The following is a 23,707-nucleotide window of genomic DNA, read 5'->3' as shown; positions in this document are numbered from 1 at the left end:
CACTTATACCATTTTCCAACCAAACTTATATTCTTTAACTTTTGATATTATTTTTTAGAAATTTGGAGCTGTAGTATCCCACCAAAGTCTTGTGCCTCCGGTATCAGGACCATTAAGTTTAGCAATACCTGAATCTACCCCTCCTTTATTAAGAGATATCTCAGATTGCACAAAATTGATTCTTCTTACACCAAATTCAGTAGTAATTTTGCCCCCGCTTGTGTTTTTAATTACCGGGAATAATTTAGGATACCCGGTTCTTCTGTAATCCGACCAGGCTTCCTGACCTTCTGGAAAACCGGCAATCCATTTTTGAGTAATAATTTTTTGCAATTTTACTTCATTAGTTGCTGCAGCATCCCAGGCAATAGTCACATTGTTTACCGGAGCGTAATTATTTACAGGGAAATTTGGATCAACATATGCTTTTGGCAATTTTACATTGTCTGTAATGTATACAGCTGCTCCTGAAGCTCCTCTTTGATCAAATGAAGTGGTAATTCCTAATTCATACAATGATTTAGCATCGCCATCCATATTCCATCCTCTCAATGCTCCTTCTGCTCTTAGAAAATAAGCTTCTGCGGTTGTCATCAAGACAATATTTTTAGATCTGACAACAGCTCCGATACCTGAAAAATCCTGATGATCTCCTTTAGCTGTAATTTCAATTCCTGTACGAACACCTTTATATTGCCCTGGAAATTGAGTTGATGTATCAAAATAAGTTCCAATTCTTGGATCGTTATAACCGCCTAAAATAGATTCCATATCAGCTCCCATACGAATATCTAACCAGGAACCACTAATGGTGGCAATTGGGTTTGTATTTACAGGAGATTTAATTTGAAATAGATCAGCATTTGTTTTCATTACTCCAAATTTTTGAGCAATCGCTTTTTCAGCCTGAATTTTAGCCAATGCCGGATCTACTTTTACAACGCGCATTGCCAATCTTAAACGTAATGTATTGGCAAACTTAATCCATTGTTCAAATTTTCCACCATAACCTGATAAATCTGTTTTACCAAAAGATGCTGTACCATCATCACCAGAATCAACTCTTTTTGTCAATTCAGCAACTGCAATATCTAATTCAGTAAACATCTTGTTATAAACATCTTGTTGGGAATCATATTCAATGGTAGCATCTGTGGTTCCGTACTTTGAATATATAATTGGTCCGAAAGTATCCGTTATTCTGTGCATCCCTTCAACTTTCAATATCAAAGCCAGCGCATAAAACTGATCATATTTGCCTTTTGATAACTGTTCAATATTGTATGCATTATACATAACATTTGAATAGGCTATACTCCAAATAAAACCATTCCAGTTATCATTTAAATTATAAGTTGTATTGTTTGACCCTCCAAAAGCAGTAGGTGTAGCCATGTATCCAGACCAAATATCACTATTTAAACCTTGCTGTAACTGATATTGCCACTCTAATTGACTTGTTATTGTTTGAATATTATTAAATATTGGAGCGAAACCACCTTTGATGTGATTAAAATCCTGTTGAAATAATTCAGGTGTAATACCATTATTATTAGTATTAATGTCTTCAAAATTATCTGTACAACCTACTGTTGCAAGTAATGACATGCAGACAGCTACTTTTGTTATATTATTTAGTTTCATGTTTTTAATTTTAGAAAGTTACATTTAAATTAAGACCAATACTTCTAGTAGATGGTAAACCATAAATATCTACCCCTTGTAGACCCTGACCTGTACTTAATGCAATATTCGGATCAAACGGAGCATCTTTATAAATAAAGAATAAATTTCTAGCGATTAACGAAATTGAAGCTGTTTGTATAAAAGGTAAATTTTTCGGACTAAAATTATAACCTACAGAAATCTCTCTTACACTTACATTTGTTGCGTCATACATGTATTCTCCCGTTGCACCTTCTCTACCCGCTACACCTTGAGTAAAATAATATGATTTAGCGTCTATTGTTGTTACAGCAGTACCGTCAGGCATAACCGCATTTACTTTAACGCCACCTGCATTTCTTGCATCTCCTGTTGCTTTAGAAACTCCGAAGAAATCATTTTGAGATTCTGTCATACTCATTACATCTCCGCCAAAACGCCCGTCAATTAATACATTTGCAAAGAAAGATCCTATTTTGAATGAGTTGGAGAAACCTAACATAAAATCAGGATTGGCATTTCCAATTTCCTGAAAACCTGTTTTTTGAATTTTACCAGCAGCATCTAATAAAATTCTGCCCTGGTCATCTCTTAATATATTTTTACCTTCAATTACTCCAAAAGGTCTTCCTTCAATAACAGCATACTGATAACTGTTTACACCAGGATCAGTAAGATTGATTCTTCCTCCTAATTCTTCCGGAATTTCTTTTACCTTGTTTTTATTTTGTGAAAAGTTAATTGCCGAATCCCAGGAAAATTTATCTCCTCTAACAATACCGGCATTTAAAACAAGTTCAAAACCTTTATTCTCAATACTTCCTGCATTAATACCATAGAAAGCATATCCATTTACATTTCCATCAAGCGCTTTTACCTGTATGTATTGGTTTTTAGTTTCAGAGCTGTAATAAGACACTTCAAAACCTAATCTGTTATTAAACATTCTCCACTCTGTACCGAATTCAATTTCACTTTTTAATTCTGGTTTTAGTGTTTCTCCCGGTTTTGGTCCAACAAATGGTTTTGGATCTTCAAATCCCGGTCTGTAGTAATATGTAGGAGAAGTTATAAAAGGATAAATATCATTACCCACCTGAGCATAAGTTGCTCTTACTTTACCGAAGTTAATCCACTCTGGCAATGTTGTCATTTCACTGATAAGAGCTGTTATACCCACAGATGGATAAAAATATCCTGATTTATCAGTATTAACCAATGTAGAAGACCAGTCATTTCTGGCAGCAAGATCTAAAAACAGCATATCTTTATATCCAAATGTAGTGGCGGCAAATACAGATTGTACTTCTTTTTGAGAATCTACAGTTTGATAATTACCTGAATTAGAATTGAAGTTATGCAATGTAAACCAGTTTGCATATTGCAGACCAGTACCAATTCCTGAATCCAGAATTGTTTTTTGATTACTTAATGTATTAGTGATACTTGTACCAATGTTAGCATTAAAAGTAAAATCATTACTGATATTGGTAGTGATTGTAGCTATTAAATCTCCATAACGCTGTGTACTTAAGGTATTTTCATTTATGTATCTACCATTTTCGTGAGACAGGGTACCTTGTGTTGTAGCATATATTTTTTTATCAAAATTGCTTTCAACTCTGTTGTAGCTATATCTTGAAGCAATACTTAACCAATTATTGGCTTTATAAGTTACTGCTAAAGCACCAGTAAAATAATCATTTTTATCTTCAGATTTATTTCTGTTAATTGCCCAGTACGGGTTTTGCATAATATCTCTGTTCGTCATCCAGTTTTGAGCCATTAAGTTCCTTGAAGAATCAAAAACCTCATAATTATCTTTGTAAAAATTAAAGTCATTTCCTCTTGGCATCAAATACACACCTGTTAAAGGGTTAAAATAAAGACCATTTACCGGTTTATTCACAATATTCTGACTTGTATAATTTGCAGTTGCAGCGACACTTAATTTATTATCAAAAAACTTAGCCGTCTGACGCATACCAAAGTTATTTTTCTTAATACCATTACCCGGCATAATTCCAGTGCCTGAAGTATTAGCATATGTAAGCGAAGTAGATGAATTTTCAGATCCGGCTGAATAACCAAGAGAAGTAATTTGCGTTGTACCTGTATTAAAGAAATCTTTAACATGGTCATTTGTTTTTTGTTTCGCTCCCCAACTTTCATCAGCTCCTGCAGCAGCAATATAATCTGTTTGAAATTTTGGCAGGTATGCTGCTGTTTCAAAAGTAGTTACAGATGATGCTGAAATATTAGATTTACCTGCTTTCGCTTTTTTAGAAGAAAGCAAAATAACACCATTAGCTCCCTGAGATCCATATAATACAGAAGCTGCAGCACCTTTAAGAACTGTCATTCCTTCGTAATCATCCGGGTTAATTAAGGAAACAACATCTCCCCCGTCACGGTTACCTCCGGATAAACTACCAAAAGTATCATTTGGCTGTCCTGAACCTGAGTTCAACATTGGAATACCATCAATAACGTATAATGGCTGGCTATTCGCCAAAGATGAATTACCACGAATTACTACTTTTGTAGATCCACCTGTACCACCAGAACTTTTTGTTACGGCAACACCAGCAATTTTACCAGCTATGGTATTAATTAAATTCGCATCTTTTACACGAGTCAACTCTTCTCCTTTTAGCTCCTGAGCGGCATAGGTCAAAGATTTTCTGGTTTTCTTGATACCTAAAGAAGTTACCACAACTTCGTTAAGAGCATTTGAAGCTGCCGGAACTAATTTAACATTAATTGTAGCGGCATCTCCTACCACTATCGATTGTGTTTCAAGACCTACATAAGTAAAAACCAATGTTTGCCCTTTTTGCGCTTCAATTGAGTACAATCCGTCAAAATCGGTTGTAGCACCTTTTTGACCTCCTTGTACAGCAACAGATGCTCCTGGTAACGGCATCCCGTCAGAATCTGTAATAATACCTTTGACATTTTTTACCTGGGCAAGAGAAACCTGCGCCGTAAAAACAATCATAAAGATTAAGAAAATGTTTTTCATGTTTATTTATTTTGTTAGTTATGATGTAAATTTATTCTTAACGTATTGTTAAAAAAAATAAATTATACAAACGGTTATTTTTTTTAAACCAACGACATAAAACAATCAATAATACGTTTTGCGAAAACGTTTTCTCCTTACCAAATTCTGCCATTTCTTTGTATTTTTCAATATTATATACATCAATTTAACTATTTCTTTCTTATGCTGCAATTTTAAATAAGTCTTTAAAAATGTGCGGTTTAGAGAAGAAATTAAGATTTTTTTAATAAAAATTATCGCATGTCCACAGAATAGCAATTATTTATTTTTATGCTATAATCTTATTCAATTTAATTACCGCACAATCCGGTAGTTTTAAATTTTAAACTGGTATATTTTTTATGAATTACCTCTAATAAGGAATAGTCGCCAAAAGAATCCTGTGCCAATTCCCAAATCATAATTCCTCCTGTATATTGCGAAGCATATTCTACTTTTTGTGAAATGGTAGGCCTTCCGTTATAATAAATTTTTCCTAATTCATCCTGATCTGCAAATTGAGGTCCGACTTCTACAATCTGGCCGTATGTTGAGCTGGTCACCGTTGCATAGGTAAAATTATAACCGTAAAAAGGTACTCCGAGGGTTATCTTTTCACCTGGCACATTTTGAAGTTTATGCCAAAAATCAATTCCGTCCCTGGCATTGCTCATCGAGCTGTGCTGACCGGGATTATTGGGCGTCCATGGCCCTGTACTGTCATAAGACATTATATTGATAAAGTCGAATGCATTTAAGGCTGCCGAATTTATATTTTCGAAACGGGAATTATTCGGCAATGCGGCTGTTAAAAGTTTTTTACGCTCTGTAAGGCTTTTTCTTAATTCTAAAACAAATCCGCTATAACCTGTAGTTACGGCTTCCCATTCAAGATCCACATCGACTCCGTCAAGATGATGAAGCTCCACAAAATTTAAGATACTTTGAATTAAAGCCGGCCTGTTTTCGGCCTTATCAATTAAAAAAGACCAATTGGCTGCCTGTTCTTCCGATAATACTCCGCCTGCCAGTGAAATGCTGATTACAATAGTAGGATTAACCGATTTGGCATATTGTATAAGCGCATCGATATCTCCGTTAAAATTCAGGCTCCCGTCTTTATTGGGATTAGCAAAAGCAACATTCAGATGGGTCAGTTTACAAAACTGTATCGAAGTCATTTTACTGATATTATCCGAAGATAAATACCCCACTACCCTTGCTGTTTTTGTTTTGGTTTCCTCGGGATCTGATTCTTTCTGAGTGGTACAGCTATAAACAGAAATAAGCGAACTTATAAAAAAAAGGATGCCTAATAAGGCTTTATTTTTTATCATAATTTTGAAATTTTAAACTTGTTGTTTTTAATTTTAATTAGACTGAAATAACACCTTATCAGGCATAACTTTATTCTTTGTATTTTTTTAGGATTTTTAGTTTACATCCCACCAGACTTTATTCAGCCAGTCATTTGTGCCTCCCATTCTGGAAAGGGCATCCAGATAATTTTTGGAGTTTTTCTGCATCTCATCGTTCGGATAGTACAAACGTGTAGGCGTTACACCCTGCGTTTCAGAATCCGGATTTGTTATCGGTAATAAATGCGGATATCCTGTTCTTCTCCAGTTAGAATAAGCTTCGATGCTATTAAATAAATAAGTCACCCAAAGCTGCGTGGCAATTTGTTCTTTTTCGGTTCCGGCCACTAAAGGCTTAGCTGACAAAAACGTATTGATAGCCGTCTGGCTTGCCGCAGGAGCACCATACACTTCTAATTGTTTGATACCTGCTTCAACCCCTTTTTTATAATAATCGGCTGCTGCACCGGTAACCCAGCCCCTGAACGCAGCTTCGGCCAACAGCAATTGTGATTCTGAATAACTTACATGCAGGAAAGGAGTAGTTTTAAGCTTTAAATAAGGCTGAATACCCGAAATGGCATTCGAACCACCCGGCATATCCCATTGAAAAACTCCGGGAACATTACCCACATATAATTCTTCTCCCGGTGCCGGAGGTCCCCAGTTTGCACTTCCGGTTTTAGCCGTAGCAAGCATCGTTAATCTTGGATCCCCGTTATTTCTTAAATAGTCAATCATCAGAGAACTAAAGTGATCTGCATGTTCGTTTCCGATAAAAGCATAAGACAGCCCGTTACCTCTGAAATCTAGTGCTCCCGGAGTATCATTGAAAGGAAAATCCAAATGACGCATCACGCAGTTATCAGCATTACTTTCGAAAACACCATTCTGAAAAGCAGCTTTTGCCTGTTTTTCAGCTTCAGCAGGGCTTACTTCAGAGATTCTCAGTGCCAGACGCAAACGCATGGTATTGGCTAATTTTTTCCATTTAGCAATATCGCCATCATAAAACAAATCTCCTTTTACAGCACCACCATTAGCATTCAGCTGTGTAAAAGCTTCTTCCAGTTCTTTAAAAAAGGCATTGTAAATATCTTGTTGTTTATCGTATTTAGGGGTTACGATTCCTTTAGAAAATCCTAAACCTGCTTCTGAATAGGGTACATCACCATAAATGTCCGTCAGACGTTGTGCAATCATTACCTTCATAATTTTGGCAACGGCGTTCATATTAACAGCTGCAGGATCACCACTGGTTTTTTCCAGTACATCTACAATACTCTTTAATTCATTAGAATAACCATTTCTCCACAAAGCGGTTGCATAATCATCATTTTTTTTGAATTTGCTTCCAAATTCCGTTACGTTCCAGGCACCGGCATAATGCTGTACAAAACCTCCGGAATAGATTAGGTTTGCTCTCCATTGGTAATACCCGTCACCGGACATACAAAGTTGGGTAAATCTCAGCTGGCCAGCAGGATTTGCAGATAACGCCACCGGATCTTTTTCCAGTTCGTCAAAGTTTTCAGTACAGCCAACCATCGTAAATATGGAGAGTACGGCTATTAGTATTTGTTTAAATTTCATAATTTCTTTTTTTAGAATGTAACTTTAAGATTAAAACCGTATGATCTTCTAAACGGTAACGAACCGTACTCAAAACCTTGTCCGTTTCCTGAAGTATACATAGACTCCGGATCAACGTTTGGCAAATCTTTATTAAAAGTCAATAAATTTCTTGCGAATACAGAAAAATAGATACTGTTGATTTTTGCTCCGTTGAAAACACTTTTAGGTATGGTATACCCTAAACTTACCTCTCTTAATTTTACATAAGAAGCATCATAAATAAATGGTGCAGGTGTATTGTTAAAAACGCTGTTCCAGTAATCCTGAGGATTTACAGGAGTAGTGTTTTTTACATAATTCGGATTATCGGCCGTTCCTGTATTTACAACACCCTCCACTACATATCCCGCAGTAGGAACCCAGGTAGACTGGCTAAAGTTAGGATCGTTTGCAACAGCTTGTGCTCTTGCTGCATTATAAGCATCCCTGCCTTCTGTAGTTACATCTAAAAGTCCTTTCTGAGCGGCAAGAGAGTTGGTCATAGAATATACATCCATGCCAAATTTCATGTCAATTAAAAACTGAAGTGTAATTCCTTTATAAGAGAAACGATTCGTTAAACCCGCTGCCCAGTCCGGAAGTCCTTTTCCTAAGGCAACTTTACTATCTGTGAACATAGGCATTCCGTTGGCTCCGACAATCTTTTCTCCGGATGGAGTTTTAAGAAAATCTTTTCCAATAATGGTTCCGTATTGTCCCCCCACCTGCGCTACGATTGCAGCACCGGCCCAACGGGCTTCAGAAATCGTATAGGTGTCAATATCCGGGTGCAAGGAAAGAATCGAGTTTTTATTCTTAGAAAAGTTTAAATCTATTCCCCATTCAAAATTCTTTGTTTTCACTGGCGTACCGGACAAAAACAACTCAATACCTTCGTTACGCAATTCACCCGCATTTACAGAGATATATTCATATCCTGAAGTAGCAGAGGATGGCAAATCAATAGTCTGATCTGAAGTGTCTTCACGATATACCGTAATATCCGCTTTCAGCCTGTTTTTAAAAAATGAAGTTTCAAGTCCGAATTCAACGCCGGTTTTAGACTGATACGTTAAATCAGGATTTGGTGCCGAAGTATTTTTAATATTCACCACGCTACCGCCGCTATAAGAAGAATAAGTAGTATAGTTTAGCGCATTTTTATACGCTCCCGGTGCGTTGGAAACCTGTGCCCATGAAGCTCTTAATTTACCATAAGAAAAGGTATCACTTTGAATACCAAAAGCATCAGAGAAGATAAAACCTAACGAAGCTGCAGGATAAAAAGCATCTTTATTGATTACACTGAACCAGTCATTTCTACCGGTAAACTCAGCATATAAATAGCCTTTATAATCCAATTTTGCAGCACCGTAAACTGAATTTGTTCTGGTTCTGGTTTCCAAAGGTGCATTTTCTGTCTGATTCGAGAAATTACTGATGTATTCTGTTCCCTTTTCGATGATATTGGTACCGAATCTTGAATTCTGCTGTCTTCTGAAATCTCTTCTGCTGGTTCCTAAAATTCCTGAAAAAGTAAGATCGGTTGCTAATTTAATATCGCTAAAAGTCGCGATGATGTCTGTATTCATTTCAGAAACCGTAATATTATCCAGTCCAAGATAACCATTGTCTCTTCCCGGCCAGGTACTTCCGGCAGCCATAAAATCCTTGGCACCAAAAACATAAGTATCCAAACCGGTTCTGAATGTTAATCCCATCCATTTTTTAAGCTGGTACGTTCCGGTAACATTCCCCATAAAACGGTTTTTAGTAGAGGAGTTATGGTTTTCATTTACAACGAAATAAGGATTTAGCGAATACACATTGTTATTCCATTGGTACATGGATCCGTTTGCCGGATTTTCATAATTTTTAAGCCATGCCTGATCGATATTCGGCGCCAGACCACTTAAAGAATAGCCCACATTGTTTGGTGAATCTCCTAAACCTGGTCTGTTATTGGTGTTTTCAACCATGTAATTAACATTGGCATCCAAAGTAAATTTATCTGATTTTATCGTTGCATTTAAGCTGGCATCATTTCTTTCCAGACCTGTATTTGGAATAACATCTGCATTTTTAAGATTATTGAATCCAAAACGAACAAATGCATTTTCACTTCCGCCGGATAACGCGACTCCGTTTGTAGTAGTAAATCCGGTTCTGAAGAAATCCTGAATATTATTCTCCACTTTAGCGTAAGGTCTCATAGAACCGTCAAATATTTTGACTTGCTGTCCTACTGATTGTGAGAACTTAGGCCCCCAGGCATTCGTTGTATAACCGTATATTTCGGAAGGTGCTTTTGTCGGGTCCGGCAAAATTCCGTTAGATCCTGTACCGTAATCGCTCTGGTAATCACTGTATTTTGCATTTACACGGTCAAAACTTACACCACTTGTTAATTCGACCTGTAATTTTCCTTTAGTTCCTTTTTTGGTCGTAATTAAAATAACTCCATTTAACGCTCTGGAACCGTACAATGCTGCAGCAGCTGCTCCTTTTAGTACTGTTAAACTCTCAATGTTATTTGGATTAATGCTTGAAATTCCATCTCCGCTGTCTCGTCCGTCAAACCATTTGCTGGTAGCGGCACTATCGTTAGACAAACCTGTATTGTCAATAGGAACTCCATCCACAATATAAAGCGGCTGGTTATTTTCACCTATACTCGAAATACCCCTTATAATCACCCTGGTACTTCCCCCTACACCTGTTGCAGGAATAGAAACATCTACACCGGCAATTTTTCCGGAAAGTGCAGTCGCTACGTTGGTCGTAATAACTTTACTCAACTGGTCTCCTTTTACATCCTGAACGGCATAACCCAGTTCTTTCTTCTGTCTTTTAATCCCTAATGCCGTAACTACAACTTCATTTAAATTTTGTGCATCTTCTGTGAGCACAACATTTACAGTAGTGGAACCCGCTACAGTTACTGTCTTAGTTTTAATTCCCAAATACGAAAAAACAAGAACATCACCTGTTGATGCCTGTATCGTATAGATTCCATCATAATCAGATTGACTTGCTGTGGCTGTTCCCTGGATAAGAACAGTTACTCCCGGTAATGGCAATCCGTTTTGATCACTTACTAAACCTTTGATTGTTTTTACTTGGGCAAGCATGACTTGCGTAGTAAAGAAAATCATAAAGATTAACACAATTTGTTTCATTTTTGTCATGGTTTTGTTGGTTAAGCGATAAAAATATTGTTAAAATTAACATAAATAAAATATTTTAAACAAACAACCCAAAACCTTAAACAAACGACACAAAACAATCAACATTATGTTTTACGAAAACGTTCTATCCGAAAAATATACCATCATTTCCATTTTTTTTCAAAATTTTATTCAAAAGAATTGCGTTTTAACCTGTAATTGTTTAAAGTTGCAAAATCTTTATTCAAAAAGACAAACACTTCTAATTCCGTAAAAAAAAAGTTGAACGAACTTCAGAAATTAAAATTTGACATAAAGCTGCAGAACCACATTTGGTTTTGGGGAAGTTATTTCACTCTTAATTTTTTAAGATGGGGGGCTTACTTCAATGATTACCCTTATTCATTCAAATCGAATCTTATTGAGTTTTCGCTGCACATTCCTTTAGTCTATTTTAATCTTTTTGTGTTAGTCCCGAAATTTGTTTTAAAGCAGAAATACATCCAGTACACCTTTGCCTTAATTGTAAGCCTGTTTGGAATCTATTTATTAAAAACTGCCCTTACCTATTATATTATATCCGAAAATATCTGGCCGGAAGCCAATCGCGAATACCATCCTTTTGAGATCAACCATATCGTGGCGGTTTGTATTGGGGAATTATATGTTCTGGCGATGGCATCATCGGTGTATCTTACCTTAACCTGGCTGAGGGAGAGAGAACGGAACAGGTCCCTTCGGGAAAATCAATTCAAGATCAAGCTCAAATATCTTGAAAACCAGATTCAGCCTCATTTTTTCTTTAATACCCTGAATAATTTGTATGCACTTTCTTTAGAATCTTCCAACAAGGTTCCGGACGTCATTATCAAATTGTCCAACCTGATGGAATATGTTTTATATGATGTTAAAGGAACCAAGTTTGTGCCGCTGATCAAAGAAATCGACTACATTCAGAATTATATCGAAATCGAAAAGTTGCGTTTTGAAAATGTGGAAGTTACCATAAACCTCGAATCGGATATTGAAGAGGTAGTAGTACCTCCGCTCATCTTCATTTCCCTGGTCGAAAATGCTTTTAAACATGGTGGCTTAAACAATAAAAACTTAAAAATTAAAATCAATTGTAAAGTTATCGATACTAAAATGTTAGATTTTGAAATCCTAAATAATTTTGTAATTTCACCAAATCTTAACTCAAAAGGCGGTATCGGACTAGCCAATACTAAAAAGAGATTAAAATTAATTTACAAAAATAATTTCAGCTTAAAGCATAAAACGAAACTCAATTACTATATAATCCGTTTGCAAATACCTATTCGTAATGAAAATTAAATGCGTGTTGATTGATGATGAGCCACTGGCAATCAAAGTCCTGCAAAATTATTTCAGCAATTTTACCGACTTTGAAGTTATAGGTACCTTTAATAATTCTTTGGAAGCACTCGATTTTATAAACAGTACGGCTGTTGATGCTGTTTTTTTAGACATTAACATGCCTATGATGACAGGTTTTGAACTAATCAGCCTGATTGAAACCAAAACCAAAGTAATCATCACAACAGCCTTCCGTGAATTTGCCGCCGAAAGTTATGATCTTGATGTTCTGGATTATCTGGTCAAACCCATTCCGCTGCCCCGATTTATAAAATGCATTAACAAAATCACAACCGAATTTAATGTTAAGAATAATATTAAAGTAGAAACCACCAAAGGCGACTCTCATATTTTCATCAAGGTAGATAAAAAGATGATGAAAATTAATATTGAGGAAATCCTGTTTGTCGAAGGGATGAAAGAATACATTAAAGTCGTGACCCCTGACAAAACTTATATTACCCATAAATCACTGACTTCTCTATCGGAAGAATTGCCTGCCGACCGGTTCCTGCGCATCCATAAATCGTATGTTATTGCCCTGAATAAGGTAAAATCCATTGAAGGAAACCGTATTCAGATCCAATCCTACACCATTCCTATTGGCCGTAACTACAGTAAAGAGGTCAAAAATAAGATTCTGGAATAAAACTCCTCTGTAATTTTGCTTTTCAATAGGTTTATAATTAACACTTTGTTGAAAAAATACTGTTGTTGGTTTAAATTTAACATTATTTGTGTCTTTTTATTTTTTTTTGATATACTTAACAAATATATTTACGGTCTTCAAAAAACATAAATAATAAAATTAACCTTTACTACTACTATGAGTTCAGAAAATGTACAAACCAAATGGGGGCAATTTATCTCTTTGATAATCGTCTTCTTCTTTTGGGGTTTTGTCGGATCGGCCAATGACATCCTTATCCCAGTATTCAAAAAAGTATTTACCTTATCTCAGGTGCAGTCACAATTGGTGGCCTGGGCTTTTTACGCTGCATATTTTGTAGGATCAATCATCTTCTTTTTAGTATCCCTAAAATCAGATGTTTTACAAAAATTCGGATACAAAAAAACCCTTTCTGCCGGATTAATTCTTTCTGCAGTGGGTTCTTTTTTATTCGTTCCGGCTGCCACTATGGAAAGTTTCCCTTTCTTCTTAACGGCTTTGTTTACGGTTGGTTTAGGATTTTCGATTCAGCAAATTGTAGCAAATCCGCTGGCTATTAAAATGGGAAGCCCGACTACCGGAGCACACCGTTTAACGTTGGCAGGAGGTGTAAACTCTTTCGGAACCACTATTGGTGCCATCCTGTTGGGAATTGCCCTTTTTGGAATGGGAGACAACAAAAAAACAAACCTTTCTTTAGAAGATATCAAATTGCCTTTTATCATTTTAGGACTTGCCTTTATCCTTGTAGCGATTTTCATGTATTTTTCTAAAATCGAAGATCCGGCTAAAATAGATGAAGAAGAAGCTAAACTAGAACAAAAACATGCTAAATTCAGCATTTTAGACTACCCGCAATTGTATTTGGGAATGTTGGGAATCTTTATTTATGTGGGAACTGAGGTAACGATCATCAGTAATTTACCGGCTTTATTAAAAACAAACGAATTCGGTAACATTTTAGAAGATGCTATCTCTCCTTTTATTGCACTGTATTGGGGAAGTTTAATGATTGGCCGCTGGAATGGCGGTGTGAATGTTTTCAATACCTCAAACTTAGTAAACACAGCGCTTAAATTTATCGTACCTGCTTTGGCTTTTGGTGTGATTATCGGAGCAAACGTTTTTGCTGCGCATGATGTTTCGTCTTTCTATATTTATCCAATCTGGATCTTACTATTTATTGCGGTAAGTTTCGTAGGCGGAAAAAATGCCGGAAAAACATTAATGCTTTTCGGAATCTCAGGTTTATTAATGATGGTTGCCGGATTAGTTTGCCCGGATACGGAAATTGCAAAATTCTTCTTTATTTCAGGAGGATTGTTCTTATCGATCATGTGGCCTTCTATCTTCGATTTAGCGATTGCAGGATTAGGAAGAAACACCGGAAAAGCTTCGTCTTTCCTAATCATGATGATTCTTGGTGGTGGTGTTATTCCATTAGTTCAGGGAAGTATCTGTGATTTAGACGCAACACATCCAAACGGAATATTAGGCATTACTTATACGCACTTCTCTTATATCGTACCGTTACTTGGTTTTGCTTATTTAGCGTTTTACGGTTTCTATTGCCCTAAAATATTAAAAAGCCAGGGCGTTAGTCACGTTCAGAGCGAAGGCGGAGGACACTAAAACTTCCTGAAAACAACAACATACAAAAAGACCCGTTTTACAATTGTAAAACGGGTCTTTTTTATATTTAAATCCTGAAAAAACTATTTGTTTCCTTTCTCAAAATCAGCTACAAACTGAGCCAGTCCGATATCAGTTAAAGGGTGTTTCAACAAACCGTAAATAGCAGAAAGAGGTCCCGTCATTACATCAGCACCAATTTTAGCGCAGTTTACGATATGCATCGTATGACGTACGGAAGCAGCCAGAATCTGAGTCTCATAACCGTAGTTATCATAGATTTCTCTAATTTCCTCAATCAGGTTCAGACCATCTGTAGAAACATCATCCAAGCGGCCAATAAAAGGAGAAACATAAGTGGCACCTGCTTTTGCAGCCAATAAAGCCTGACCTGCAGAAAACACCAACGTTACATTGGTTTTAATGCCTTTATCAGAGAAATATTTAGCAGCCATAACACCTTCTTTTGTCATTGGCAGTTTTACCACGATCTGCTCGTGTAATTCAGCCAGTTCTTCACCTTCTCTGATCATTCCGTCAAAATCAAGTGCATTCACTTCAGCACTCACATCACCTTCAACAAGATTACAAATATCAACGTAATGCTTCAGAATATTATTTTTTCCGGTGATGCCTTCTTTTGCCATCAATGACGGATTTGTCGTTACACCATCCAAAACACCCAAAGCCTGTGCTTCTTTAATCTGAGCTAAATTAGCTGTGTCAATAAAAAATTTCATATTTATTTATATTTAATTGTGTTCATAATCGGGGCGTGACCCCATTTTCAAAAGGCGCGCTCCACAAACCGGGTATTGGCGCCTTTCGTAAATGCGGTCGGGCTATCCGTACTACTTTGGTAGTTCACTCCTATCCCTCACGCAAATCGCCGTAAAATTACAACTAATAATTTCAAAAATTAAACTCTCCAAAAATAATTCTGAAATTAAAAGCCCTTTACCCCTAAAAGGGAAATATTTCGTATTTTTAAAAAAAATTTAAGTTAGAAAGTGCTAGAAGAAAATTTCAAACAAGACATTCTCAATATTCAGAGTATACCAATGGTCCCTAAATTACTCAGTGTAATTTGCCAGACAACAGGAATGGGCTTTGCAGCAGTGGCCAGAGTTACCGAAGACAGATGGATTACCTGCGCTGCTGAGGATCATCTGGAATTTGGCTTAAAACCCGGAGACGAACTCGAAGTAAAAACAACAATCTGCAACGACATCCGACAAAACATACAGCCTGTAATTATAGATAACGTAAGCGAAGATCCGGATTTTCATGACCATCATACGCCTGCCATGTATAAATTGCAAAGTTATATTTCGATTCCCATTATACGTCAGGACGGCACTTTTTTCGGAACATTATGCGCGATAGATCCTAAGCCAAACAGCCTGAAAACATTCAAAGTACGTGAAATGTTCCATCTGTTTGCGGAGCTGATTTCTTTTCATATAGCAGCCGTAGAACAGGAAGTTGCCAGTAAAACCAAACTAAAAGAAAAAAGCAGTCTGCTGGAAAAAACAGAAGGCCAGAAAAAACAAGCCGAAAAACTAAAATCAGATGTAGAGAAAAAGCTGATTGAAAAAAATATTTCCCTGGAAAAAATGAACAGCGAACTCGAAGCGTTCAACTATATCTCGAGCCATGATCTTCAGGAGCCTCTCAGGAAAATTCAGCTTTTTACGGATATTATCGAAAAAGGGGAAGTCGAAAACCTTTCCGAAAAAGGCAAACACGCCTTTAACAAAATCAGGATTTCCGCCTTCAGGATGCAAAACCTGATAAATGACCTGCTCCTCTATTCCAAAACCAAATTTGACGATCGAAAATTTGAATCAAAAGAGCTGAACAGCATCGCAAACGACGTTATTGAAGACCTTTCGGAAGAGGTACAAAACAAAAACATACACTTTGAAATAGGAAATTTAGGCCGACTGCCTGTAATCGAATTTCAATTCAGGCAGCTGTTATACAACCTGATCAGCAATTCGATAAAATTCTCCGATCCGGACAGGGCACTTACTATTAAAATAACCGCAAAAAACATTAGCAGCTTAGATTCGGATTACGAAAAACTGCTTCCGGATACCAAATACTGCAACATTACAATAGAAGATAATGGGATAGGCTTTGATCCGGCATATACCGAAAAAATATTCGGTCTCTTTCAGGCCTTGCATACCAAACCCACAAAAAGCACCGGAATCGGACTTACCATCGTAAAACGAATTGTAGAAAACCACAAAGGATTCATCAAAGCTGAAGGCGCCATAAACAAAGGGGCTGTTTTTAATATTTATATTCCTGTGGCGTAACCGCCCGCAATTCTCTTAAACTATGCCACAATTTGTTCTTGAAAACAATCAAGTAAAACTCAGTGTCCGAAAGTCACCTTTTATCATTCGACTGGTGTTATATTTTTTTGCCTTTGCTTTTTTTACTTTTCCAACCGCCGGAACAATCGCTTCCATCGCTTTAGGAGAAGGTTTACATTTTGGATTTATAATCGGAATCGGGATTTTTTCCCTTTTAGGATTCTATTTATTGCGAGTGGCATTATGGAATACGTATGGCGAAGAAATTATAGCATTTTCAAAAAATGAAATCGTGTACGAAGCAAACTATGGCTGGTCTCGCGATGCCAAAAAAATAATCAAAAACGAAAGCCTTACTTATTTCGCTTCACCAATTGGCTACGAAGAAGACAATGAAGGTATCCTGATTCTGGACAATGGAAAAGAAATCATTGAATGCGCCGTTAAAATGCCTCAGCAGCAAATTGAGGAAGTGATAATGTTGTGTAAAAACAATAAGTTTTAAAGCTGCGCAAATCTCTCTGACTTTGCACAATTTTTTTGTTCTTAGAAATTATAAACGTCTCAAAAGTCTGTGACTTTTTTAATAGACTTCTTGATAAGATTAAGTTAAGCATATTTGTTTTAAAGTCGGAGACTGAGATGTCCACGGTTTTTAAATATATTTGGAGTAGCACAATGTCAGAGACATTTAGACAGCGTGTGTATGTATTTTAAAGAACACTTAGAATAGCGGAGAAACTTAAATGAATATCTTAGACAATTTAATATAGACTAATTATGACATATTATCAGATAGACAGGACAGGGGATGCAAAAATTATTGGAATAAAAAATGGAACATCTCAAGTAAAACTTGAAGAAAAAGGTATTGAAAAAAATAAAAATTATATTGCTTTCGAAAATTGGTTTAGCGGATATAATAAAGACTTTTGGAATAACCAAAATGCAGTTTTTGACCTAACCCCTCCTTTAATCACAGGTGAATTACGAAAAGGAGCAAAAGTTACTGATATTATGAGATATGGTCCGGTTTATCAATACTTGTATAAAATTTACAGTAAAAAATTTATTGATATCATAAAAGCATTTAATATTGGAGATTATAAAACTTTCGAATTTAATATTCAGGATATTAATGAAATATACTATCTGTTTTTTTTAAAATCTGTTGTGCTTGATGAAATAAATTATGAAAAATCGACTGTGATTTCTGGTCATGCTATAACAGATAATATAAAATATCATGATATTAAAACGCCTAAAGAGTACATAGAATTTAATTCCCAATTTCCAACAGGAGGTTTTGAGAAACTCAGTATTCCAAAAAAGTATTTCGGCAAAGATATTATTCAAACTGAAGTAAGCTCATTACCATTTTATTCTGAAAGAGTAGTTGATTTTTTATTAGACTGTAAAATCACTGGATTAAAAATAGGCTATAAAAATTCAATTAAATTAGATTTTCATGAAATTGCGTAATATTTAGCAGGCCACGCTCCTTGAAGAGTTCTCATAAAAAATTGCACATCCCCGCTCCCCGAAGAATTCTCATGAAAAACTACGCAAATCTCTCTAGACTGTGCGCAATTTTTTGTTCTTAGAAATTATAAACGTCTCAAAAGTCTCCGACTTTTTGAATAGACTTCTTGATAAGATTAAGTTAATCTTATTGTTTTAAAGTCGGGGACTTTGAGATGTCTGTGGTTGTTAAATATATTTGGAGTAGCACAAAATCAGTGACATTTGCGGAGCGTATTTATGTAATTTAAGAACACTTAGCAGAGCAGGAAATAAAAAAGTGAAACCTCGCCATGCAGGCGAGGTTTCACTTTTTAGAATTGCTACATTAATGTATTCAGCTATATTAGTAAAAACAGCTTAAAATCTAAATTTAGCGCCGACGGCCAAATCAATTCTCCACAGATTTTCAAGTTCTTCATCCTCAAGTTTAATCGTTTCTGTGCTGCCATTTGGGTATTCATATTTTAGTTTTCGCAAAACACCTCCAACAAAATTAGCTTGTGCACCTAATAAAAAATGTGGCGTTATCCTAAAATGATATCCCATTCCGGCAATCATACCCAAATTAGAACCTGTTATTTTTAACGGACTGGCAATAATGGTAGAATTATTCCGATACGCCATGTATCCAATCGCAAGCTCTAAATTAGCCTCACCAACTCTTGCATTTTTACCTTCTGTAAGTATAAAAGAAGGTCCTATAAATGAAATTGTTATATCATCACTAAAATCCCCTTGATAATTTATGCCGTCTTCCAGGGTAATTTGCTGATTTCTGATTGTTCCGGATGATTTATAAACATTATACTTCAAACCGAAACCCGTCCTGTCATCTTTAAGATAATAAGCACTTATATCGTAACTAAGTCCCGATTTTAATTTTTTCATATATTTTTTTTGCTCCGAATTTAATCCGTCAGGCGACGAAGCAACTCTGAAACTTTGCGCCACATTTGCCAGCAACAGAAAACCTGATTTTGAGGTCTGATAGTATGTCGGCCCATACTTTATCGCTGCACTTTCAACTACTTTTAAACTATCTACCGATTGAATAGAATGTTTAACGATTTTAGGTGTACCGTAATCGGTAGTGTTTTCAATCCTCAATAAATCGGCACTAATTCTATGACACGAACTCCCAAATATACTTGGATACAAATGTTCAGTAATTAAGAACGCATTAGCACCATTTTTTCTTGCTTCTGTTTTTGCTGCCTCGAGAACAGTAGTAAAATCACAATTGGTAGTAAAACCGGTATCTCCGACTTTGACAGTTCCAATTGTACTAAAATTAGAAGGTAATTCAGCTTTAGTAGTAAAGACAACAACATTGGCCTTACTATCCAGTTTTTCATGTTTCTCTGAAACAGAAGTTCTTATTTTTGGAGAACAGGAACAAAAAGCAATAGTAATAAGGAATAAAAAATACTTCATTTGAGTTTTATAATTTATAATGATTCATCAACATCTTTTCATAAACAGTATCCGGAAGAATACGCTTTAATACAATTGAAAATTTCTGCATAAAAACACCGACTTTGTAATGTACATTTGGCTTTTTAGCTTCCATGATTTTATAGATTGCTGCAGCCATTTCGTTCGGGTCACTTCCGGCATCTACGTGTTCGTTCATGGTAGAAAGTACGTCTCCGTACACTTTTTCGTAGGCAGAACCTGAAATTACAGGGGCATGATAACGTCCCGCAGCAATATTAGTCGCAAAATCACCCGGTGCCACGTTGGTGATATCGATTCCGAAAGATTTAACTTCCATACGCAAGGCTTCGGTAATGAGTTCCAGTGCCCCTTTCGAAGCCGAATAAACGCTTCTGTAGGGCAATCCCATATAGCCCGCAATAGAGGTAATATTGATAATCAGACCTGATTTTTGTTCGCGCATTTGAGGCAAAACGGCTTTCATAACCTCAATCGGACCAAAGAAGTTCGTTTCGAAATTATTCTTGATTTCTTCCATCGGAATTTCTTCCAGGGGTCCGGTAATACCCACTCCGGCATTATTGATCACGACATCTAAACGTCCGGTCGTCGCAATAATTTTTGCGACAGCCGTTTGTATGGAATCTGCATTTCGAACATCTAAAGCTACAAGAGGAAAAACAGAATTTAATACTTTTTCGGGATTTCGGCTGGTTCCGTAAACGGTGAATCCTTTTTGATGTAAAAATTCTCCAATAGATTTTCCGATCCCTGATGATCCTCCGGTAATTAAAACGACTTTATTCATTTTGAAAAGTTATGAATTATGAGTTATGAGTTATGATTTGGTTCGTTGAGGCAAACTTATAAGGATAAATTCTAAATGTTGTGGAAAACATAAAAATATACGTACTATTTATTTTTACCGCAAAGAACGCAACGATTTTTATCTACTAATCTATTAGAAAGCAAAAAGTTCGCAAAGCTAAATCAATACAAAGCTTTGCGAACCTTGCATTTTACAAAAGCTAAAAGTAAAAAACTTAGCGTTCTTTGCGGTAATTTTTTTCTCTCTAAAGGTTTTGGGGATTGATCCCTGAAAACCCCTAAAAAATAACTTTTAACTTTAGAAAGTCCCAAAAATAAAAAAATCCTCCATAAGGAAGACCGCTTTTGTATTAATTCTAAAAAAGAAATTCGATAAAATAAAAAATGGCAAGCGACCTACATCGCACCGCTCAACCACGTACCCTTGCTATGTTCCCATCCTGGGGGAGTCTGCAGGAGCTGGTCGTGTAGGACTTGCCGGTGCAAATATACAATCTTTTTATATTTTTGCAAGAGCTTTGTTGCTATAAAAATATCGTCGTATATTGGCTTATTCAAATTTTTAACTATGAAAAAATATAACTTCCTAGCTGTCATTTTATTAGGAATCACATTAATCGGATGCAACGGTGCAAAAAAAGGTGAAAATTCTTTATTTACAATCGATGATTCGGCTTTTCCGGCACATTTTACCTCAAAAGAATCCGTTTCTATCGCTATTTTAAATCCAAATTCGAAAGAAATTGACAGTATTGTTTATTTGGTAAACGATAAAAAAGTGGGAAGCACAAAAGGTGCTGAGAAATTCAAATTTGAATTAAAAGATCAAAAATTAGGATACCAATACCTAAAAGCAACCGCATATTACGGTTCTGAATGGTCTGATGCAACCAAGAGAATCGAAGTGGTTTCCGATATCGAACCAAAATTAATGAAATATAAAATCTTAAATACGTATCCTCACGATACAAAAGCTTTCACCGAAGGTCTGGAATTTCATGACGGTGTTCTATTTGAAAGCACCGGGCAAAAAGGGGATTCTTATTTCAGGGAAGTGGATTATAAAACCGGTAAAGTGATTACGCAGGTTGATCTTCCTGGTGAATATTTCGGAGAAGGAATTACTTTTATCAACGGAAAAATATTTCAGTTGTCCTGGGAAGAAAAAACAGGTTTTATCTATGATGCCAAGACTTTCAAGCTTGAAAAAAAGTTCAAATACGACAAAGATCTTGAAGGCTGGGGAATGACGAATGACGGAAAATACATTTATCATTCTGACGGAACGGAGAAAATCTGGAAAATGGATCCGGCGAATCAGAAATTAATTGATTATATCAACGTTTATTCGGGAACTTCAAAGATTAAAGCGATTAATGAATTAGAATATATCAACGGGAAATTCTATGTGAATGTGTGGCAAAAAGATGCTATTGCAGTAGTGAACCCAAATTCCGGAGCGGTGGAAGGCATTTTGAACATGTCTGAATTGCGTAAATTCATCAAACATCCGCAAGCTGAAGTTCTAAACGGAATTGCTTACAATCCGCAAACCAAAACGATTTTTGTTACCGGAAAATACTGGGAGAAAATGTTTGAAATAAGCGTTTCAGAATAAAAGGGAAAAATTAATTTTCAATTTTTAAATTCCAAATAGTAAAACACAAATTTCACAGATTTCACGAATGATTAGTGATAGTTTGTGAAATTTGTGTTTTTATTTTTCTTCTGTATCACTTAAAAACAGCATTGTATATATATTAAATCAACATCATGATAACTTTACTAACCAATATAAAAGAATTGCTGCAGGTTCGGGAAACTTCAATTTCTAAAGTTTCAGGATCCGAAATGGCAGTGCTTCCATCCATCAAAAATGCTTTTTTAATTTTAAAAGGCAATCTAATAGCTGATTTCGGCGAGATGAAAAACCTTCCTGAAATTAAGGCCGATAAAGTTATTGATGCTACGGGGCGAATTGTTTTACCTGCCTGGTGCGACAGTCACACCCATATCGTATACGCCGGGAACCGCGAGCAGGAATTTGTAGACCGGATTAACGGACTTTCCTACGAAGAAATTGCCAACCGTGGCGGCGGAATCCTAAATTCAGCCCTTAAATTAAATACAGCTTCCGAAGAGGAAATTTACGAGCAGTCCAAACTTCGCTTAGAAGAAGTAATGCATTTAGGAACCGGAGCCGTTGAAATAAAATCGGGCTACGGCTTAACAACCGAAGGCGAATTAAAGATGCTTCGCGTGATAAAAAAACTCGCAGAAAATTATCCCATTGCCATAAAAGCGACTTTTTTGGGTGCTCACGCTTTTCCGTTGCACTACAAAGAAAACAAAGCAGGTTATATTGATGAGATTATTACCAAAATGCTTCCGGAAATTACAAAGCATAAACTCGCTGATTATATTGATGTTTTTTGTGAGACAGGTTATTTTTCTGTAGAAGAAACCGAAAAAATCATGGAAGCAGGAATACAATACGGACTGATTCCGAAGATTCATGTGAACCAGTTTAATTCTATTGGAGGAATACAGGCGGGAATTAAATTTAAAGCCCTTTCTGTCGATCATCTCGAAGTTATGAACCCGGAAGACATCGAAGCTTTAAAGGGCACGGAAACGATGCCCGTTGCTTTACCATCCTGTTCTTACTTTTTGAGTATTCCATACACGCCTGCGCGCGAAATCATAAAAGCGGGATTGCCTTTGGCTCTGGCAACCGACTTTAACCCCGGTTCTACTCCATCCGGAAATATGAATTTTGTGGTAGCCACGGCCTGTATCAAAATGAAAATGACCCCCGAAGAAGCCATAAATGCCGCCACGATAAACGGGGCTTATGCAATGGGACTTTCGGAAACGCATGGAAGTATTACAAAGGGAAAGAAAGCCAACTTAATCCTGACAAAACCTGTTTCATCGTACTATCAGATTCCATATGCTTTTGGAAGCAACCTGATTGAAAGTATTTTTCTCGAAGGAGAAATTTTAGCATAAAAAAAAGAGGAGCTTAAAAACTCCTCTTTTCTTATTTTTATAACTGTCTT

Annotated in this window: 16 protein-coding genes and 1 other RNA gene; 8 read left to right on the top strand and 9 right to left on the bottom strand. The window is 36.3% G+C overall.

The annotated features are described in order from the left end of the window. Window positions 1–54: 54 nt before the first annotated feature. The 5 genes from D0817_RS12780 to D0817_RS12760 all read right to left on the bottom strand — a co-directional run bounded on the left by D0817_RS12780 (window position 55) and on the right by D0817_RS12760 (window position 10,862). Window positions 55–1,644: a RagB/SusD family nutrient uptake outer membrane protein gene (locus tag D0817_RS12780; RefSeq protein ID WP_127338761.1), complete on the bottom strand. Its 1,590-nt coding sequence runs from the start codon at window positions 1,642–1,644 to the stop codon at window positions 55–57. 10 nt (window positions 1,645–1,654) lie between these two features. Beyond that, window positions 1,655–4,690, bottom strand: coding sequence for a SusC/RagA family TonB-linked outer membrane protein (locus D0817_RS12775; protein ID WP_127338760.1), 3,036 nt, complete (start codon window positions 4,688–4,690; stop codon window positions 1,655–1,657). Window positions 4,691–5,022: 332 nt separating this feature from the next. Next, complete coding sequence (locus D0817_RS12770) at window positions 5,023–6,048, bottom strand: glycosyl hydrolase family 18 protein (protein ID WP_127338759.1); 1,026 nt, start codon at window positions 6,046–6,048, stop codon at window positions 5,023–5,025. Between the two features lie 96 nt (window positions 6,049–6,144). Beyond that, a complete protein-coding gene (locus D0817_RS12765) occupies window positions 6,145–7,662 on the bottom strand; it encodes a SusD/RagB family nutrient-binding outer membrane lipoprotein (protein ID WP_127338758.1) in 1,518 nt (505 codons plus the stop codon). Between the two features lie 11 nt (window positions 7,663–7,673). Then, complete coding sequence (locus D0817_RS12760) at window positions 7,674–10,862, bottom strand: SusC/RagA family TonB-linked outer membrane protein (RefSeq protein ID WP_161568432.1); 3,189 nt, start codon at window positions 10,860–10,862, stop codon at window positions 7,674–7,676. 270 nt (window positions 10,863–11,132) lie between these two features. On the opposite strand from D0817_RS12760, the gene D0817_RS12755 reads away from it, so the two are divergent. The 3 genes from D0817_RS12755 to D0817_RS12745 all read left to right on the top strand — a co-directional run bounded on the left by D0817_RS12755 (window position 11,133) and on the right by D0817_RS12745 (window position 14,529). After that, entirely contained in the window at window positions 11,133–12,185 is a 1,053-nt protein-coding gene (locus tag D0817_RS12755) for a sensor histidine kinase (RefSeq protein ID WP_127338756.1), read from the top strand. Beyond that, on the top strand, window positions 12,175–12,876 hold the full coding sequence (locus D0817_RS12750; RefSeq protein ID WP_127338755.1) for a LytR/AlgR family response regulator transcription factor: 702 nt from the start codon (window positions 12,175–12,177) through the stop codon (window positions 12,874–12,876). Before D0817_RS12755 ends, D0817_RS12750 begins: the two co-directional genes overlap by 11 nt. Window positions 12,877–13,053: 177 nt before the next feature. Then, window positions 13,054–14,529 carry an MFS transporter gene (locus tag D0817_RS12745; RefSeq protein WP_127338754.1) on the top strand — a complete coding sequence of 492 codons (1,476 nt, stop codon included), beginning with the start codon at window positions 13,054–13,056 and terminating at the stop codon, window positions 14,527–14,529. An 83-nt stretch (window positions 14,530–14,612) separates the two neighbouring features. Here D0817_RS12745 and fsa read toward each other — a convergent pair whose 3' ends face one another. Continuing rightward, window positions 14,613–15,269, bottom strand: coding sequence for a fructose-6-phosphate aldolase (gene fsa, locus D0817_RS12740; protein ID WP_127338753.1), 657 nt, complete (start codon window positions 15,267–15,269; stop codon window positions 14,613–14,615). Between the two features lie 321 nt (window positions 15,270–15,590). Between fsa and D0817_RS12735 the strand changes: the two genes are divergently transcribed. From D0817_RS12735 to D0817_RS12725, 3 genes are all read left to right on the top strand, one after another. Continuing rightward, the gene (locus D0817_RS12735; protein ID WP_153188213.1) at window positions 15,591–16,856 is read left to right on the top strand and encodes a GAF domain-containing sensor histidine kinase; all 1,266 of its coding nucleotides are present in this window, start codon (window positions 15,591–15,593) and stop codon (window positions 16,854–16,856) included. A 22-nt stretch (window positions 16,857–16,878) separates the two neighbouring features. Next, window positions 16,879–17,361 (top strand): hypothetical protein, encoded by a 483-nt coding sequence (locus tag D0817_RS12730; protein ID WP_127338751.1) that lies wholly within the window; start codon window positions 16,879–16,881, stop codon window positions 17,359–17,361. 275 nt (window positions 17,362–17,636) lie between these two features. Beyond that, entirely contained in the window at window positions 17,637–18,338 is a 702-nt protein-coding gene (locus D0817_RS12725; RefSeq protein WP_127338750.1) for a hypothetical protein, read from the top strand. Window positions 18,339–18,737: 399 nt separating this feature from the next. Here D0817_RS12725 and D0817_RS12720 read toward each other — a convergent pair whose 3' ends face one another. The 3 genes from D0817_RS12720 to ffs all read right to left on the bottom strand — a co-directional run bounded on the left by D0817_RS12720 (window position 18,738) and on the right by ffs (window position 21,125). Then, the gene (locus D0817_RS12720; RefSeq protein WP_127338749.1) at window positions 18,738–19,814 is read right to left on the bottom strand and encodes a hypothetical protein; all 1,077 of its coding nucleotides are present in this window, start codon (window positions 19,812–19,814) and stop codon (window positions 18,738–18,740) included. 7 nt (window positions 19,815–19,821) lie between these two features. Next, window positions 19,822–20,625 (bottom strand): SDR family oxidoreductase, encoded by an 804-nt coding sequence (locus D0817_RS12715; RefSeq protein ID WP_127338748.1) that lies wholly within the window; start codon window positions 20,623–20,625, stop codon window positions 19,822–19,824. 402 nt (window positions 20,626–21,027) lie between these two features. Next, window positions 21,028–21,125, bottom strand: an RNA gene (gene ffs, locus D0817_RS12710) — signal recognition particle sRNA small type. An 88-nt stretch (window positions 21,126–21,213) separates the two neighbouring features. On the opposite strand from ffs, the gene D0817_RS12705 reads away from it, so the two are divergent. Together D0817_RS12705 and hutI are read left to right on the top strand one after the other, a co-directional pair. Further along, window positions 21,214–22,263: a glutaminyl-peptide cyclotransferase gene (locus D0817_RS12705; protein ID WP_127338747.1), complete on the top strand. Its 1,050-nt coding sequence runs from the start codon at window positions 21,214–21,216 to the stop codon at window positions 22,261–22,263. A gap of 155 nt (window positions 22,264–22,418) precedes the next feature. Continuing rightward, the gene (gene hutI, locus D0817_RS12700; protein WP_127338746.1) at window positions 22,419–23,657 is read left to right on the top strand and encodes an imidazolonepropionase; all 1,239 of its coding nucleotides are present in this window, start codon (window positions 22,419–22,421) and stop codon (window positions 23,655–23,657) included. Window positions 23,658–23,707: the final 50 nt, after the last annotated feature.

Origin of the sequence: Flavobacterium cupreum (assembly GCF_003996965.1) — a bacterium.
Taxonomy (GTDB): domain Bacteria; phylum Bacteroidota; class Bacteroidia; order Flavobacteriales; family Flavobacteriaceae; genus Flavobacterium; species Flavobacterium cupreum.
Note: the sequence above shows the minus strand (reverse complement) of the source record. Positions and strands in the feature narration are given on the sequence as shown.